A 17,045-nucleotide genomic window follows, 5' to 3' on the forward strand; every position below is an offset into this window, starting at 1 on the left:
TGGACATTATTATCAAAAACAGAAGGATTTACAATTATAACCGATCCAAGAAAAATGGCATGCTATAGTGGAGTTGTACCTTTTGATTTTCAATCCGGAACATCATTAAAAAGAAGGCCTGGAGTATCAATGCTTGCTGATAAAAATTTAAAAACTATTCTGCATCTGGCCGCAATGAGTGCAATTAGATTAGATAATGATCTGAGAAGATATTACATTAGAAAAATTGATGAGGGAAAAAATAAAATGAGTGTTTTAAATGCTGTGAGAAACAAAATAATCCATCGGGTTTTTGCAGTAATAAAAAACCAAACCTTTTATGAAAAAGATTTGGTTTTATCATAGAAATCGAAATGACAAGATTGTGTTTGATGTTTATTGAGGATATACTTTGTGGAGCTTCTTTGTGCCCTTCGACTTCGCTCAGGGTGACAAAAAATGACGAACAGCTTTGTGTCCTTCAGCTTCTTTTAATGATAAAGCTAAAAAAAAACTTTGCGAACTTTGCGGTAAAAAAAAAACTTTGTGGTTAAATCTCAAAAACAAGCATAAAAAAAATGCAGCCAACCACGGCTGCATTTCAAAACTTGGTAACTAACCAAATAAACCACATGAAATAGTCTATTTTATTTTAAATATTTTCTTAGAAGAAATATCTCTTAAAGGCTTCAATTGCAGAATAATCTGCTAAACCTAAAGCGTGATATTTTTCTGCAGTTAATCTGTTTCTGTCTTCTGCTCTAATCCAAAATTCTCGGCTGTCATCTCCCTGAAACATTACACCATCTTTTTGAGACTGGTGATAGAAAATCGCGTGACGTTTTTTCAGCACCTGATCCGGACTCATTGGAACCGCCATTTCAATTTGGTACGTTTCCCATTCGTGCCAAGCACCTCGGTACAACCAAACCCAGCAGTCATCCATATAACTTTTGTGTTTCAAACGTTTCAAAGCTTCAAATAAACTATCCAGACAAACTTTGTGCGTTCCGTGCGGATCTGCTAAATCTCCAGCTGCGTAAATTTGATGAGGTTTTATTCTTTCAATGATATCGCACATAATTTCGATATCCGCTTCACCAAGATTATTTTTCTTTACCGTTCCCGTTTCATAAAAAGGAAGATCAAGGAAGTTTACATTAGAATCCGGCAAACCTAAATAACGTGTTGCTGCCAGAGATTCACTTCTTCTAATCAACCCTTTTAATTTTCTAACTTCTAACGAATCGATATCATTACTTTTTTTGTTTTTCAAAAAGTCAATAATCTTTTCCGCTTCACCAGAATTAGCATTTAATGCCTTAGAAATTTCAGCAAACTTTAAAGCTTCCTGATTCGAAACTGCAATATTTCCAGAAGTCTGGTATGCAATATGAACATCATGACCCTGCTCTACCAATCTGTCAAAAGTTCCTCCCATCGAAATAACATCATCATCAGGATGCGGACTAAAAATGATAATTCTTTTTCTTTCCGGAGTGGCACGTTCTGGTCTGTAGGTATCATCAGCATTTGGTTTTCCGCCCGGCCAGCCCGTAATAGTCTGCTGCATTTTGTTGAACATTTTGATATTCAAATTATATGCAGTTCCTTCTTCGCTTAAAACGCTTGACATTCCGTTATCGTTATAATCTTTGTCAGTCAGTTTCAAGAAAGGTTTTTTAGTTAATTCGCTTAACCAAGCCACCGCTTTCAATTTCAATTCGTCTGTCCAGATTACAGATTTTACCAACCAAGGCGTTTTCACTCTCGTTAATTCTGATGAAGCTTCGGTATCTAAAACAAAAGTTGTGTTGTTGTGCTGTTGTAAATACGTCGCCGGAACCCGAGATGAAATTTCACCTTCGATTGTTTTCTTTATAATTTCTGCTTTGCTGATTCCCCATCCAAGAAGTACAATTCTTTTGGCATTTTTTACTGTACCAATTCCCATTGTAATCGCTTTTTTAGGCACATTATCAATTCCTAAAAATGATGATGCCGCATCAACACGCGTTAAGTGATCTAATGTAATGCTTCTCGTTCCTGAATTTACGTGAGATCCCGGCTCGTTGAACCCGATATGTCCCGTTCGTCCAATTCCTAAAAGCTGAAAATCCAACCCGCCGTAAGCTTTAATTTTCATTTCATAATCGATGCAATATTGCTGAAGGTCTTCATTGCTGATACTTCCGTCAGGAATATTTATATTTTGAGGCAAAATATTAACGTGATTAAAAAGATGCTCGTGCATGAAATACCAGTAACTCTGAATATCTTTTTTATCCATTGGATAATATTCATCCAAATTGAAAGTCACTACGTTTTCAAAACTTAAACCTTCTTCTTTGTGAAGACGAACTAATTCCTCGTATACTTTTATAGGTGAAGATCCTGTTGCCAAACCTAAAACACAAGGTTCGTTTAACTCTTCTTTTCTTTGAATTATATTGGCGATTTCCTGAGCAACTAAAATCGAAGCTTCTTTAGACGAATCGAAAATTACATTGTGTATCTTTTCAAAACGCGTTTCTTCGAACTTTCCAGCCTCTTTGAAATTTATACTTTCTTTAATCATTTGCCTGTTGTTGTAATTATTTAGTATAAAATTAAATATTACATAATGTAAATAATCAAAAATTCGACTAATAACCTGTAAGCTTCGCTAAAAAACAAAATTGGAAACTTTAAGCAAAAAGATTACAAATTAAAAAGGAATTATAATGTTTCGATCACGTTTATTTCTGCAATAGAAACTGTTGAACCCTTCCCTACCGCTGACTTGGCAACAAAACGAATATATCTGGCTTTAGCTTTTTTGAAAGTCTTAACCTGCTCAATTGGATTGTGCTTTATATTCGAAAATTCACCTTCAGACTGCAATGTCCAGTTTACATTATCGGTACTTGTGTAGAATTCGTAATTGGAAATTAAATTAAGATTATTACCCACTTGCTGCGGTACATAAGTAAAACCGTTCATGTTTAAAAGGCTTCCCATATCAATGGTTATTTCCTGCGGAAGTTTATTCGCATCGCCTCCAAAACTCCAATCCGTATTTGGATTTCCATCAATAATTCGGTCAGCCGATTTTAAATCTCCGCTTGAAGCCGAAACTATTTTCCAGTTTTCTTTTGATGCACCATATTTTGCCGTTTTTACAGCACTGCTGATATTTTCTGCAGCATCAATAGCAACGGCTTTTATAGTAACCGCTTTATTAACCCGAAATACTCCTTTATATAAAGCACTTTTTTTCGTTGGATTTTTTCCGTCAAGCGAATAATAAACAGGATTTCCATCTTCAGATTTAATGGTTACATTACCATTTTTATCACGCTGAATTTCCGGCATACGCACAAAAGTCGGCGCGTTGTAAGCCTGAATATTTGAAATAACAATATTGGCTTTTGAGTCTGTAATATTGATTCTTAAAGCCGATACTTTAACTCTGTCGATTCTTAAAATTCTTTTGTAACCAATTGTAGTTTCGTTTGCAACCGTTTTCCAGTTTCCATCAACTTTTGCTTCAACATTAAATGCCTTTACACGTTGTCCAAGCGTAATATATTCCTGAAGTAAAATTCGGTTTATAGCTGTAGGTTTCTCAAAATCAAAAGTTATCAAAGCAGTTTTTACATTATCGTCTGTAGCCCAATAGGTATTTTTATTTCCGTCAGAAACATTTTTTGCAGAAAATTCTAAACTATTTCCTCTAACATTATCAGCCGTAATTTTTGTTTTGGATAATAATTCCGTTTTAAAATCGGCTTTAATTGTTGCAACTAATTCCTTTAATCTCGCTTCATCATTTTCGTGAACCAAACCTCTTTTATCAACCGGAAGATTCAATAATAAAGTAGCATTTCTCCCAACTGATTCATAATAAATATCAACCATTTCATCCAGCGGACGTACTTTATCATCTTCAACCGAATGATAAAACCATCCCGGTCTTATTGAAACATCGGCTTCGCCCGGAACCCATTTTTCACCATCTTCATGTCCCGACATAAATTCGGTATAATGCACTTTTCCTGCCAATTCATCTTTCTGACGTAAAAGCGACCAGTTTGTTTTTCCGGCACGACCATCTTCATTTCCAATCCATCGCGCTTCCGAAGGGCCAACTCCCCAAACCAAAGTTTTAGGTGCCGTTTTGTAAATTAATTTATAGGTTTCATCCCAATTATAATATTCAAGTGTATTGATTTTTCGGGTTTCATTGGCTCCGCCATAATAGCCGTCACCGCCGTTTGCACCGTCAAACCACATTTCAAAAACATCTCCGTAATTTGTCAATAATTCTTTCAGCTGATTTCTGAAATACGTTACATATTCTGGTTTGCCATAATCGGCGCGGTTTCTGTCCCAAGGCGAAAGATATAATCCTAATTTTAAATTGTATTCTTTACAGGCTGCGGCCAATTCTTTAACCAAATCGCCTTTTCCATTTTTCCACGGAGAATTTTTCACAGAACGTTCCGTATATGCCGACGGCCATAAACAGAATCCGTCGTGATGTTTCGCAACCAAAATAATTCCTTTCATTCCAGCCGCTTTCACAATGCGCGCCCACTGGCGAACATCTAAATTTGTTGGATTAAACAATTCAGGAGATTCATCGCCGTAACCCCATTCTTTGTTGGTAAATGTATTTAATGAAAAATGCACAAAAGCATAAAATTCCATTTCCTGCCAGTCGATTTGTTTTTGCGTAGGAAGCGGTCCAAAAGGTTTTGGAGCATTTGCCAATTCCTGACTAAAACCGCTGGAAATTATACCAAAAAGACATATGGAAAGAAAGATATTTTTCATTGCTGATTTACTTAAAATAATCTGTAAACATAAATGTACTATAAATTGAAATTTCGCAATGCAGAATTTCGACCAACAACGGATTTGAATTGTTGATTGTTGATTATTAATTGTAAAAAAATAAAAATCAACACAAAGCATATTGTAGAGACGCACAGCAGTCTTGCGCAACGTAACCACAATGTTTGATATTCGAGACGTAGACGCACTGCTGTGCGTCTCTACGGAATAAAACGAGAATATTCAATTCTTTACAAAAATGAATTGCCTCCAGCTTTAGCTGGAGGTTTAAAATATGAAAACATGAAAGGCTTTAGCCAAACTTTGAAGTTTTGGCTAAAGCCCTTTCTTAATAACCTTTTTTACCTCCAGCTAAAGCTGGAGGCAATTCAAAAAAAACAAAAATCAACACAACGTATATCGTAGAGACGCACAGCAGTGCGTCTTGCGCAACGTAACCACAATGTTTGATATTCGAGACGTAGACGCACTGCTGTGCGTCTCTACGGAATAAAATGAGAATATATATTTTGTGAAAAAATAATTTTATCCCAACCTGAAACTTGAAACCTGAAACAAAAAAACTTCTTCCATTATGATTTGAATCATAAAATGGAGCAATACTGTGGGATTAAATTTGCGAATATAAGTTCTAAGGCCTTTTATTTCTTAGAATTTCAATTTTAAATCCTAATCAAATTATTCAAAATGAATCCACAACAAAAAGAGCTTATAAAAGCTACGATTCCAATTTTACGAGCGAGCGGCGAAGACCTTACCAATTATTTTTATGCCAGAATGTTTAAGCATCATCCTGAATTGCGAAATATGTTTAATATGGGAAATCAGGCAAACGGAAGACAAAAATCGGCGCTGGCAAATGCAGTTTTGGCTTACGCCGAAAATATTGAAGATCCGTCAGTTTTAATTGGCGTATTAAAAAGAATTGGAACCAAACACCGAAGCCTAAATATTCAGCCGGAACAATATAAAATCGTAGGAACACATCTTATTGCTTCTATTGGAGAAGTTGTTGGGGAAGCTGCTACACTGCCAATTCTGGAAGCCTGGACAGTTGCCTTTTACGAACTTGCCGATATTATGATTAATCTTGAAAAAGGTTTATACGAAGAAAATGTGGCAAAACCGGGAAGCTGGAATGGCTGGAGAAAATTCGTTATTAAAAAAATTGTTGAAGAATCGGCCGAAATCAAATCATTTTATCTTTATCCAGAAGACGGAAAAGAAATTGCCGATTTCCATCCCGGACAGTTTATCAGCGTTCAGGTTTTTGTACCTGAATTGAATCTTTTACAGCCAAGACAATATAGTTTGTCAAGCACTTTTAATCCTGAATATTACAGAATTTCGGTAAAAAAAGAAAGCGGAATTGCGCCAAATCCAAACGGTTGGGTTTCGAATACAATGCATTCAAAATCTGAAGGTGATATTATTTCTATTTCTTCTCCTGCAGGATTATTTCATTTAGAAAAAGATTCTCAAAATCCTTTAGTACTAATAAGCGGAGGAGTTGGACTTACGCCGATGTTAAGTATGCTGGAAACAAATTTGAATTCGATTCAGAATAAAAAAACAATCTGGATTCACGGCTGCAGAAATGAATCTGTTCACGCTTTTAAAGATCAGATTTCAGCCTTAAAAGAAGAAGCAAATCATTTAGAAACCTTTACTTTTTATGATGCTGTAACGCCGGAAAATGTAATTTCAAATGAAGTAATTCATGGTCGTGTTGACCTTCATAAATGTAAAGATTCTATTTTATTAGAAGAAGCCCGATATTACATCTGCGGGCCAGAAATGTTTATCAAAACGCAATATGAAGCGCTTATTAATTTAAATGTAAGTCAGGAAAATATTTTCTACGAAGAATTTGGACCTCAACTTATTAATTTGAATTAAGATGAACATTGTCCGGTTTTATAATAGGAAATTATTAATTCAAATACTTCAAAATCTGACAACAACGTTTTTTATAACTTTAACTCTTGCCAGTATTAACTGCTCTAATAAATCTATTTTTTTATTTTTTTGGATGCGTTCCTGGCTGGTTGCTGCTTTGATTTCAAACTTGTTTTCATTTTTTATATTTTCCAATAAAAAAGATTCCTAATATAGGTTTCAACTCCTGCAAGGTTTTTAAAACCTTGCAGGCTTAAATTTTACGTCAAATAATTTATTGCTTTAACTTAAAATACAGAATACCTACAAGGTTTTGGAAACCTTGCAGGAAAACAAAAAAGGGCTGTCTCAAAAATCGAGACCAGCCTCTTTTTATTTTATATCTTTTTTGTTCCGTAGGAACATTTCATTGGTAGAAAGTTATATTGTCATCATTGTTTACGTTCCATAGGAACGTTTGAAATCATTTTTTAATAATCTGGCATATCAAACGTTCCTACGGAACGTAAATGTCACTGACCTTTATTTTTTTTCTACCGACGAAACATTCCTACGGAATGATAACTGGATGTTATTAATTAACTTTTAGAAACTGAAAACTTGCAGGATCAGCTACTATTTTTCCATCTTTAAATTCAATTGAAATAATTCCGGCTTTTCTTGGCGAAACGGCACTTTCACTATAATGAGTGTGCAAGACATAATGCATTTTATTGTTTTTATCCCAAAATACATCGCCGTGGCCAATTCCGTTTTGTTTGGTATTTTTTCTGCTAATTATCGGACTGTCCGTCGCTTTTTCCCAAGGCCCAAGCGGACTTTTACTGGTTGCATAACCTACAGCATAATCAATATTTCTGAAATCATTTGCCGAATAAATCATGTAATATAAGCCGTTGTGTTTTAAAACCGTTGGTCCTTCTGTAACCGGCCAGTTTACGTTTTGTGTATTTTCCCAAAGCATAGTTCCAGAAATGCATTCCGTTAAAGTTTCTGGTTTTATGCTTTTAAAATCGTCGTTTATTTCTGCCACGAAAATTCTGTTTCCATTTATTAAACGAACATGATACAAATATTTTTTTCCATCTTCATCAATAAAAATAAACGGATCGATTTGATTTCCCGTTTTGATAATTGGTTCTTTTGAATCGTTTTTAAATGGCCCAAGCGGACTGTCACTTGTAGCAACAGCAATATTTTCATTCGCAGTATAAATCATATAAAATTTATTTTGATACGAAAGAATCTGCGGTGCCCAAAATCCTTTGTCGCCAAAAGCATCTCCTTTTTTAAAAGCCAAACCATTCTGCGCTCCAACCGGACCTTTCCAGTCTTTTAAATCCGAAGATGTATAAACCTGAAATCCTTCTCCATTTGGAATATCTCCGCTTGTAGTTCCGTATAAATAATAGGTTTCATTATTATAAAAAATAGTTGGGTCGGCCAGTAAAATTGAACTGGATTTTACTTCTGTTGGTTTTGGTGTTGATTTGTCGGCATCTTTTTCCTGCGAGCAGGCTGCGAAAACACAAAGTGATGTTATTAAGGATAGTATTTTTTTCATTTTTTATTGGTTTTAGTTGGTGTATTTTAACCGCAAAGAGCTCAAAGAATTACGCAAAGCACGCAAAGAGTTAAAAAAATGAGGAATAACTTTGCGCCCTTCGACTTCGCTCAGGGTGACAAAAGTGACAAAAAAACTTTGTGACCTTTGCGAAACCTTAGCGCTCTTTGCGGTAAAAAAAACTTTGCGGTTAAACTACTTTTTCACAGAAAACTGATAATAAGAAACCGTATGATATTTTTCTCCCACTTTCAAAACAATTGAAGCAAATTTTGGCTGATTTGGTGCATCTGGAAAATGCTGTGTTTCTAATGCAAAAGCTGTTCTGAAGTCATCTTTTGAACCAGATTTAAATGTGTTTTTCGACTGCATGAAATTACCGCTGTAAAACTGTAATCCAGGTTCTTCTGTAAAAATATCCATTGTAATTCCAGATTTATCTCCGGAAATTGTTGCAGCATGATTCAGTCCATTTTTCTTTGTTTCGTTTAAAACATAATTATGATCGTATCCTTTTCCAAATTTCAACTGCTCATCTTTCGCTTCGATTCTTTCGCCAATTGTATGTTTTGAAGTAAAATCAAAAACAGTATTTTTTACTGATTTTAATTCACCACTCGGAATCAAGCCTTCATCAACGGGAGTAAATTCATTAGCATAAATCTGTAATTCATGATTTAAGATTGTACCGCTTCCTTCTCCGTTTAAATTAAAAAAGGCGTGGTTTGTTAAATTAACTAAAGTTGTTTTGTCTGTTGTCGCTTCGTATTCCATTTTTACCGAATTATCATCCGTAATCGTATACGTTACTTTTACGGTTAAATTCCCAGGAAAACCTTGTTCTCCATCTGGAGAAACGTAAGTAAAAACCAAAGTGTTTTCGTTTGCTTTTTCGGCATTCCAAACTACATCCTGAAAACCTTTTATACCACCGTGTAAAGCATTTTTTCCATTATTTAGCGGAACTTGATATTGTTTTCCTTCTAAAGTAAATTTTCCTTTTCCAATTCGGTTTCCAACTCTTCCAATTGTGGCTCCAAAATAAGGTTCTGTTGAGCTTTTAAATCCTTTTGCGCTGTTCATTCCAACAACAACATCGGTTGGTTTTCCATTTTTATCGTTAACCCAAAGTCCGATTAATCTTCCACCGTAATTGGTAAAAGCGGCTTTGATTCCTTTGTTTTCTATCCAGTATAAATTGACTTTTTTACCTTCGATTATTGTATCAAAATTTTTAGTTTCTAAAACGGTTTTAACTGAATCTGTTTTTATTTCGGCAGTTTCAATTGAAGTTGTATTTTCTTTTTTATTGTCTTTGCAATTGAATTGAAAAAGTGCCAGTAAAACAACCGCAGCGATTTGAATATTTTTCATTTTTATGTCATTGCGAGGAAAAAGTAATATTATCCTCTGGTTAGTTTTTATAGTTTTATTTTGATGGAATTGCTAATCTAGTTTGTTCACTTACAGGTTCGCCCAAAACCGGAAATCCGTTTGCATCCCAATCTATTTTCTGCATTCTTGGTGATCTTTTATTTCCGCAGCCTTCTCCAGGATTTGAATTCGCGTGGTACAAAATCCAGTCTTCTTTTCCGTCAGGAGATTTGAAAAATGAATTATGTCCCGGTGCGTAAACCTTATTTTTATCTGATTGTTTAAAAATTGGTTCCGGAGATTTTTTCCATACCGATGGATCTAATAAATTATCGCCTCCGTTAAAGGTCAATAATCCCAAAGAATAGAAATCGGTCCAGCATCCACTTGCTGAAAACACGATGAAAATTTTACCGTTTCTTTCTAAAAACTGCGGGCCTTCGTTTACATTTACCTGCGCAGGATTTACATCATCATGCAATGCGCCGTGTGTTTCCCAGTCATTTGTTGGCGATGAAATCATCACACGGTCGCCCTCAATTTCAAGCGGGTTTTTCATCTTAGCGATGTAGATGTTTTGCTGTCCGTTGGTGTCGCCTTCCCAGCCAGCCCAAATCATGTATAGTTGTTTTTTATGTTCGAAGACATTTCCGTCAATCGCCCATTTATCTGTTTTGGCAGCAATTTTACCTTTAAATTCAAAATTCCCTTTAAATGGATCTGATGCTTTATTTTCTAAAACATACATTCTGTGGTTATTGTTATCACCATTATCTGCGGCGAAATAACAATACCATTTTCCTTTGATAATATGAAATTCTGGTGCCCATATTTCTGCTGAATAATTCGTGTTTTTAGGCGGTGTCCAAATCACTTTGCTTTCAGCATTTTTGATATCGGATAAATCTTTTGTTTTCCACAAAACCAAACGATTTCCAAGTGTATTGGTATAGTAATAATAACCTTTGTAATACGTGCTGTACGGGTCTGCACCTGCTGGCAAAATGGGATTTGTGAATGTTTTTTGCTGGGCAAAACTTATGATTGTGAACAGAAAAAGGATTACGTATTTTTTCATTTTAGTTTTTTTATTATTGGGCGTGGTTTTTAAATATATATTTTCTTCTGCCTCAATCTTGTCATCTCGACGAAGGAGAGATCTCCGCAAGTAGCTCCGCATAGAGAATCGCCAATCTTTGTAGAGTTTCTTGTGGAGATCTCTCCTTCGTCGAGATGACAAACTATGAGAACTATATGTCAAAAATCACTATTTAATGATTCAAAGCATCAATAACTTCAGTATTAATTTGATTTATTGCTTTGAAATCCATTTTGTCTACTTTTCTGTCGTAGGTCATAAAACCGTTTACTTCGCCTTCAACATCGGTTGTCTGCGTATAAACTGCTGCCGAAAATCCTGTTTTTACTAAGCTTTTAAGGATTTGAGCGTACTTTACATATTCGGCAGTAACTTCTGCTTCGTTTTTAAATTTAACGTAACCCCAATTGTCATTTGCTCTCCATAAATGACCTTCTAACGGAAGACCAATTCCACCGTATTCACCTAAAACAGTAACTCTTCTGGCATCATACAAATACAATTCTGGAGCTGGATATTTGTGTAAATCTAAAATATCGCCCGTTTGAAAATGATTTCCTCCGCTTGAAGAATTTATTAAACGACTTGGATCGTGATTTTTAGTCCATTCTGTAATTTCTACCGTTTTGAATTGTCCCCAGGCTTCATTAAAAGGAACCCAAACTACAATACTTGGATACGAATACAAATGATCCATTATCTCCTTCCATTCTTTTTTGTAGATTTCTTGTGATTTTGGAGTACGCTGTAATTCTGTGCCTTCAAAATACTTTTTATCTTGCCAAATCGGTTGTTCATCACCGCTTGGCATATCCTGCCAAACCAAAATTCCTAATTGATCACAATGTGTGTACCAGCGTTCTGGCTCTACTTTCACATGTTTACGAATCATATTAAAACCTAATTCTTTCGTTTTAATAATATCGTATTTTAAAGCTTCGTCAGTTGGTGCAGTATATAATCCTTCTGGCCACCAACCTTGATCTAAAGGCCCAAATTGAAAATAATCTTTATTATTTAACTGCATTCTCATGATTCCGTTTTCATCTCGTTTTGATGAAATTTTTCGCATCGCAAAATAGCTTTTCACTTCATCAACAACTTTATTTTTGCTGATTAAACGGACTTTTGTCTGATACAAAAATGGATTTTCCGGCGACCATAATTTTGGAGAATTTAAAACAATATCATTGCTTTCGCCTACAACAGCTTTTTCTTTTGCAATTTCTTTTCCTCCTTCAAAAACAGAAATTTCAATTAAATCTCCTTTTTCTGCTCCGTTTACGTCGGCTTTAATACTGATTGTATTTTGATCGATGTTTGGTGTTGTTTTTAATTCTGAAATGTTTTTAGCATTTACAGGTTCAATCCAAACCGTCTGCCAGATTCCGGTAACAGGTGTGTACCAAATTCCCTCCGGATTTTTAACTTGTTTTCCTCTTGGCTGTGGGCCGTCGTTTGATGGATCCCAAACTTTTACAACCAGTTTTTGAGTTTTCCCTTTTTGGATAAAATGTGTAATATCAAATGAAAATGGTGTATAACCTCCTGTATGTGAACCTACTTTTATGTCGTTTATAAAAACTTCTGTTTTCCAGTCTACAGCTCCAAAATGCAGCAGAATATTTTTTCCGCTCCAGTTTGATTCAATTGAAAAATTGGTTTCGTACCAAAGTTCATTTTTTGCTCCAACTTCTTTCATCACGCCAGATAAGCTTGATTCAGCCGCAAACGGAACCAAAATTTGCCCGTCATATTTTGAAGGCGCTGTTTTGCCAAATTCCTGAATGGCATAATTCCATAAACCATTCAGATTTTTCCATTGGCCGCGCTCCATAATCGGACGGGGATATTCTGGTAAAGTTTTGTTCGGATCAACCTGCGCTGCCCATTTTGTTTTGATTTTATCGCCTTGCGGTTTCCATTGTGCATGAACCAGACAGCTTAAAAAAAGCGCCACCAGAACTGTAGTTTTCTTATTCATTTTATATCGTTTTATGCAATAATTTCCTCGATTATTGCTATTTCTTCTTTACTAAATAAATTACCAGACCATATCCACATAGTCTGGTAATTTCAAACACTAACTTTACTAACCAATTTTTATAATTGTGAATTATTAATTATGAATTATGAGTTGGTTTAAGTGTGATTATAATTTATTTCCGATAAAATAATCTCTGTTTCGTATTAACTCAAAAAACACTAACAAACGCCTAATTCCAAACTCATAATTCATAACTTATAACTCATCATTTATTTTTAGTGATTCCAAATTTCTTCACTAAACTGTCGTATTCATTTTTAGAGATTGTAACCATGCAGCCGTGGCGTACTTTTTCAGGGAAGCTGTATTTATCCCAATCTGAGAAAAAAGTATAACCTGAGGCTTGAAACCAAGGTCCGTTTAAATTATCTGCAATTGATAATCCGTAGGAAACACCTGGGTATTGTTCGTAATACATGTACCATATTTTATCATCTGGAGAAGGAATTAACATTGGTGCTTCTCTAAAGTTTGGACTGATCGATTGCTGGGGTAAAGAATAAGGTCCTAAAAGGGATTTTGATTTCGCAATTCGGATGGTTTTTCCGGTTGTCCAGTACAAAGTCGGATACGTTTCATCTTTAATTACGGCGTAATAAGAATCGCCGACTTTACGGATGAAAACATCAATCGTTCCCATATCCCAATCGAATAAACGTTTTGGTGTTCCTTCAAAAGTTTTTAAATCTTTTGATAAAACATATAGTGTTCTTTGACTTGCCCAATAACGTTCAGGATCTTCTTTTGTTCCATCAAGATGAGGCGTGTGCCAAGTCATGATAAACTTTTCTGAGTCTTTGTCGTAGTATAATTTTGGCGCTCCAATTCGCTGTAAAGCATTTGAATAATCAGGCGTGCTTTTTAAATCCGGCGTATAATCGGAGTGTTTTTTCCAGGTAATTAAATCATCTGAAACCCAAATATTGATACTTTTTGCATCATCGCCTGTATTGCCTGCGATGTAATATTTTCCGTCCGGGCCTTTGCAGATATCGGGATGTCCTTTGTATTCTTCAAAAACTCGTTTTCCGTTGTTGAGGTTTTCCCAATGCAAACCGTCTAAACTTACAGAATAGTATAATCTGCCGTAATCGTTGTGCGTCATGTGCGCAAAAAGATAGGCTTCGTTTTTGGGTTTTTCATTTCCTTTTACTTGCCCCGGCGGGTCTGGTTGTTGTGCTTTCGCAGAAATTCCAGTCAGAATTACCAGCAGAAAAAAGAGCTGTTTTATTGTGTATTTTTTCATGTTGCTAAAAGATTAAAATGTTTTTTTGCCACGAATTCCACTAATTTTCACTAATTATTTTTTTGCCACAGATTAAAAGGATTAAAATGATTTATTTTTATTGCCCTCGGATTAATCGGATCAAACAGGTTTTCACTGATTTAATTTTTTAAGTTGATTTTAATAAAATTGACCAGTAAAAATCCGTTTAATCTGTGAAATCTGTGGCCAATAATTCTACTTCTTGTTCGCCTCAGATGTCATCTTTTTGATTAAATCTGTTTCGGCTTTTATATATGGTGTTCCGTCTGTGTGTAATACTTCGTGAAACCATACTTTTGGTTCTGCAGTATATGTTTTTGTCCAGCTGTCCCAAGCGTATTTCGTTTGTGTTTTTCCGTCTACAAATCCCCAGTTGATCATTCCAACATTGTATTTTTTTGCGATTGGTAAAAAGCCTTCGAATGTGCTTCCGTTTGGTCTTGCCATATATTCTGTACATAATAAAGGTTTTCCGTAACGCTGTAATTGTTTGATAACTTTTTCGAAATCCTGAGGTGTGTTATAATTATGGAAAGAAACAATATCCGATTGTTCGATCTGCATTTTGTGCATTGGTTTCATTTTGGCTTCGTCACTCCAGTCTCCAACCCAAACTCCAGAAGTTAATGGCTGTGAAGGATTGCTTTCTCTTGCCCAAACGAAAACATTTTTTAAAAGAGGAAGGATTAAATCGACTTTGTTTTTGATTTCTATTTTTTCGTAAGATGGACCTGTCATGTTATCTGGTTCGTTCCAAACATCCCAGCCTAAAATACGTTTATCATCTTTAAAATGAGCAACGGTTTGTTTTACATATTTCTCTAAACGAGGATATTGTGTTTTATCCTGCAATACTTTTTGCCCCGGACTCTGTACCCAGCCTGAGTTGTGCGTGTGCGGCTTTGGAGCACGTTGTTTTCCTAAAGCAGGAAAGGGATCCCAGCATGAATCAAATAGAACAAAAAGGATTTTGATATGATGTTTATCTGCAATTTCTAAAAATTGATCCATGCGTTTGTAAAATCCTTCTGCATCTTGCTGGTGCAATAAATCATGCAGGTAAACACGCATTACATTCATGCCTAAATTTTCTGCCCAGCCTAGTTCCTGATCAATTCTTTTTGGATCAAAAGTATCTTCCTGCCACATCTCTAATTGGTTTATAGCTGTGCTAGGATAATAATTTGAACCTACTAACCAAGGCTGTTCTGCATACCATTTATTGGCTTGATCTTTTGTCCAGATTTCTCTTTTTTCAACTGCAGCAGTTTCGTTTTTATTTTCTTCAGTAGTATTCTTTTTGTTGTTGCAGCTTAGCAATACTAATCCTGCCAACATAAATGTCAGACACAATTTTACTTTTCTCATTATAAATTTTGTTATTATGAACAATCGTTCTTTATGATAAGGGAATCAGACCAATACATCTGATTCCCTTAAAAAAATTAGTTTTTAATATCCTGAGTTTTGTTCCAGATTTGGATTATTATCTACATCACTTTGTGGAATTGGCATTCTATGATTTTTACCCACTTTGAAGTTTTTAAAATCCGGGTCACGAAGCGCAATTTTATCAACAGAAGCCTGAGTATCTAAATCTCCCCAGCGTTTTAAATCTTCCCAACGCACACTTTCTCCGGCTAATTCTAAAACTCTTTCTGTTTTTAAACGCTCTAAGAATTTATCATGATCGTTTCCTATTTCAGGATGAGCAGCTGCTAAAGTGTTCATGTTTACACGAGCTCTTACTAAATCAACATACTGATAAGCTTGTGCCGTATTTCCTGTTTCGTTCAAAACTTCGGCATAGCGCAGTAAAATATCAGCATAACGAACTAATCTGTAATTTACCTGGCTGTAATAATCTTCATTATTTCTGTAATAATCACGGCTTCCTTTTCTAAACCAGGCTTCATTATTGTTCCATTCCCAGTTTCTTCCGTAGGTTTTATCTCCAAAGTCAGCCAATAATTCCGGATAGTATAAAGTCCATCTTAAACGGGTATCAAGATTACCATCTTTATTTTTTTCTTCTTTGAAAGCATTTACAAGCCATAAACGTGCTTGTCCGTCAGACCAGCCAATTCCTCTTGGTGCAAAAAACTGACCACGGTTACTGGAAACGGCTGCATTTGGATCTTCACCAGTTCCTCCTTTTCTTTGATCTCCAAACTGAATTTCAAAAACAGATTCGCTGTTGTTTTCGTTTACATCTGTAAAATTATCTCTGTAATTAGTAACCAGACCATATCTTGCACCTGGCCCTGTAATCAAATATTCTAGTGCCGTTTTGGCTTCTGGCCATTTGTGCTGCTGCATGTATAATTTTGCTAAAAATGCTTTGGCAGCTCCTTTATCAGGTCTTCCGGTTTGATCAGATGGCCATTGCGATGGTAAATCCACAAAAGCTTCGTTTAAATCTTTCTCAATCTGAGCCCAAATTTCAGTTACCTTTTTTTGTTGTGGTAAATCTGCTGGTGTAGATGGATCTAAAACTAACGGAATATCTTCCCAGATTACGGCTGCATAGTAATAATGTAATGCTCTGAAAAATTTAGCCTGAGCAATGATTTTCTTTTTATCATCTTCATTTTGAAATGTGATATTCGGAACATTTGCTAAAACCTGATTACATCTAAAAATGGCTTTGTAGGTATCTCTCCATGTTACCGCATTTCCTTCCCAAAAATTATAATTGATATAATTGAATCGCGTCCAGTCTGCTAATTCTGTCCACGGGCTTACACTATACCCTTCATCAGAAGTCAAATCTAAACGAAAATACATCCATCTTGCCCAAAGACCGTCTTTGTAAAACATAGCGTAAATTGAGTTTACACCAGCCTGAGCATCACTTTCAGTTTTCCAATATTGGTCTACTGTAATATCATTTGGGCTGTTCAGGTCTAATTCACTTTCACAAGCTGTAAAAACAAGACCCAGAAAAGCTGCGGTTATTATTATTATTTTTTTCATT

11 protein-coding genes are annotated in these 17,045 nt (G+C 35.4%); 2 read left to right on the plus strand and 9 right to left on the minus strand.

What is annotated here, in order from left to right:
• On the plus strand, nucleotides 1-345 hold a 345-nt coding region (locus APR43_RS21500), incomplete at its 5' end, for a transposase (protein WP_133063771.1).
• A gap of 298 nt (nucleotides 346-643) precedes the next feature.
• On the opposite strand, the gene nagB is transcribed toward APR43_RS21500, so the two are convergent.
• On the minus strand, nucleotides 644-2,557 hold the full coding sequence (gene nagB, locus APR43_RS21505; protein ID WP_053473060.1) for a glucosamine-6-phosphate deaminase: 1,914 nt from the start codon (nucleotides 2,555-2,557) through the stop codon (nucleotides 644-646).
• A gap of 140 nt (nucleotides 2,558-2,697) precedes the next feature.
• On the minus strand, nucleotides 2,698-4,797 hold the full coding sequence (locus tag APR43_RS21510; RefSeq protein ID WP_082356457.1) for an alpha-L-fucosidase: 2,100 nt from the start codon (nucleotides 4,795-4,797) through the stop codon (nucleotides 2,698-2,700).
• Between the two features lie 708 nt (nucleotides 4,798-5,505).
• Between APR43_RS21510 and hmpA the strand changes: the two genes are divergently transcribed.
• A complete protein-coding gene (gene hmpA, locus APR43_RS21520; RefSeq protein ID WP_053473058.1) occupies nucleotides 5,506-6,717 on the plus strand; it encodes an NO-inducible flavohemoprotein in 1,212 nt (403 codons plus the stop codon).
• Nucleotides 6,718-7,291: 574 nt separating this feature from the next.
• On the opposite strand, the gene APR43_RS21525 is transcribed toward hmpA, so the two are convergent.
• From APR43_RS21525 to APR43_RS21555, 7 genes are all read right to left on the minus strand, one after another.
• Nucleotides 7,292-8,281, minus strand: a complete 990-nt coding sequence (locus APR43_RS21525) for a glycoside hydrolase family 43 protein (RefSeq protein WP_053473057.1) — start codon at nucleotides 8,279-8,281, stop codon at nucleotides 7,292-7,294.
• A 195-nt stretch (nucleotides 8,282-8,476) separates the two neighbouring features.
• Entirely contained in the window at nucleotides 8,477-9,655 is a 1,179-nt protein-coding gene (locus APR43_RS21530) for an aldose epimerase family protein (RefSeq protein ID WP_053473056.1), read from the minus strand.
• A gap of 55 nt (nucleotides 9,656-9,710) precedes the next feature.
• Nucleotides 9,711-10,733, minus strand: coding sequence for a family 43 glycosylhydrolase (locus APR43_RS21535; protein ID WP_053473055.1), 1,023 nt, complete (start codon nucleotides 10,731-10,733; stop codon nucleotides 9,711-9,713).
• A gap of 193 nt (nucleotides 10,734-10,926) precedes the next feature.
• Nucleotides 10,927-12,738, minus strand: coding sequence for a glycoside hydrolase family 2 protein (locus APR43_RS21540; RefSeq protein ID WP_053473054.1), 1,812 nt, complete (start codon nucleotides 12,736-12,738; stop codon nucleotides 10,927-10,929).
• 268 nt (nucleotides 12,739-13,006) lie between these two features.
• Entirely contained in the window at nucleotides 13,007-14,047 is a 1,041-nt protein-coding gene (locus tag APR43_RS21545; protein ID WP_053473053.1) for a glycoside hydrolase family 43 protein, read from the minus strand.
• Nucleotides 14,048-14,263: 216 nt separating this feature from the next.
• Nucleotides 14,264-15,436 carry a cellulase family glycosylhydrolase gene (locus APR43_RS21550; protein WP_053473052.1) on the minus strand — a complete coding sequence of 391 codons (1,173 nt, stop codon included), beginning with the start codon at nucleotides 15,434-15,436 and terminating at the stop codon, nucleotides 14,264-14,266.
• A gap of 84 nt (nucleotides 15,437-15,520) precedes the next feature.
• Nucleotides 15,521-17,044 carry a RagB/SusD family nutrient uptake outer membrane protein gene (locus APR43_RS21555; protein WP_053473051.1) on the minus strand — a complete coding sequence of 508 codons (1,524 nt, stop codon included), beginning with the start codon at nucleotides 17,042-17,044 and terminating at the stop codon, nucleotides 15,521-15,523.
• Nucleotide 17,045: the final 1 nt, after the last annotated feature.

Source organism: Flavobacterium sp. NLM (assembly GCF_002210235.1).
Taxonomy (GTDB): domain Bacteria; phylum Bacteroidota; class Bacteroidia; order Flavobacteriales; family Flavobacteriaceae; genus Flavobacterium; species Flavobacterium panici.

Bases quoted from the DNA above. Each gene is read 5' to 3' on its own strand.
- APR43_RS21525 (WP_053473057.1), bottom strand. From the start codon at position 8,281: ATGAAAAAAATACTATCCTTAATAACATCACTTTGTGTTTTCGCAGCC.
- APR43_RS21530 (WP_053473056.1), bottom strand. From the start codon at position 9,655: ATGAAAAATATTCAAATCGCTGCGGTTGTTTTACTGGCACTTTTTCAA.
- APR43_RS21540 (WP_053473054.1), bottom strand. From the start codon at position 12,738: ATGAATAAGAAAACTACAGTTCTGGTGGCGCTTTTTTTAAGCTGTCTG.
- nagB (WP_053473060.1), bottom strand. From the start codon at position 2,557: ATGATTAAAGAAAGTATAAATTTCAAAGAGGCTGGAAAGTTCGAAGAA.
- hmpA (WP_053473058.1), top strand. From the start codon at position 5,506: ATGAATCCACAACAAAAAGAGCTTATAAAAGCTACGATTCCAATTTTA.
- APR43_RS21550 (WP_053473052.1), bottom strand. From the start codon at position 15,436: ATGAGAAAAGTAAAATTGTGTCTGACATTTATGTTGGCAGGATTAGTA.
- APR43_RS21555 (WP_053473051.1), bottom strand. From the start codon at position 17,044: ATGAAAAAAATAATAATAATAACCGCAGCTTTTCTGGGTCTTGTTTTT.
- APR43_RS21535 (WP_053473055.1), bottom strand. From the start codon at position 10,733: ATGAAAAAATACGTAATCCTTTTTCTGTTCACAATCATAAGTTTTGCC.
- APR43_RS21545 (WP_053473053.1), bottom strand. From the start codon at position 14,047: ATGAAAAAATACACAATAAAACAGCTCTTTTTTCTGCTGGTAATTCTG.
- APR43_RS21510 (WP_082356457.1), bottom strand. From the start codon at position 4,797: ATGAAAAATATCTTTCTTTCCATATGTCTTTTTGGTATAATTTCCAGC.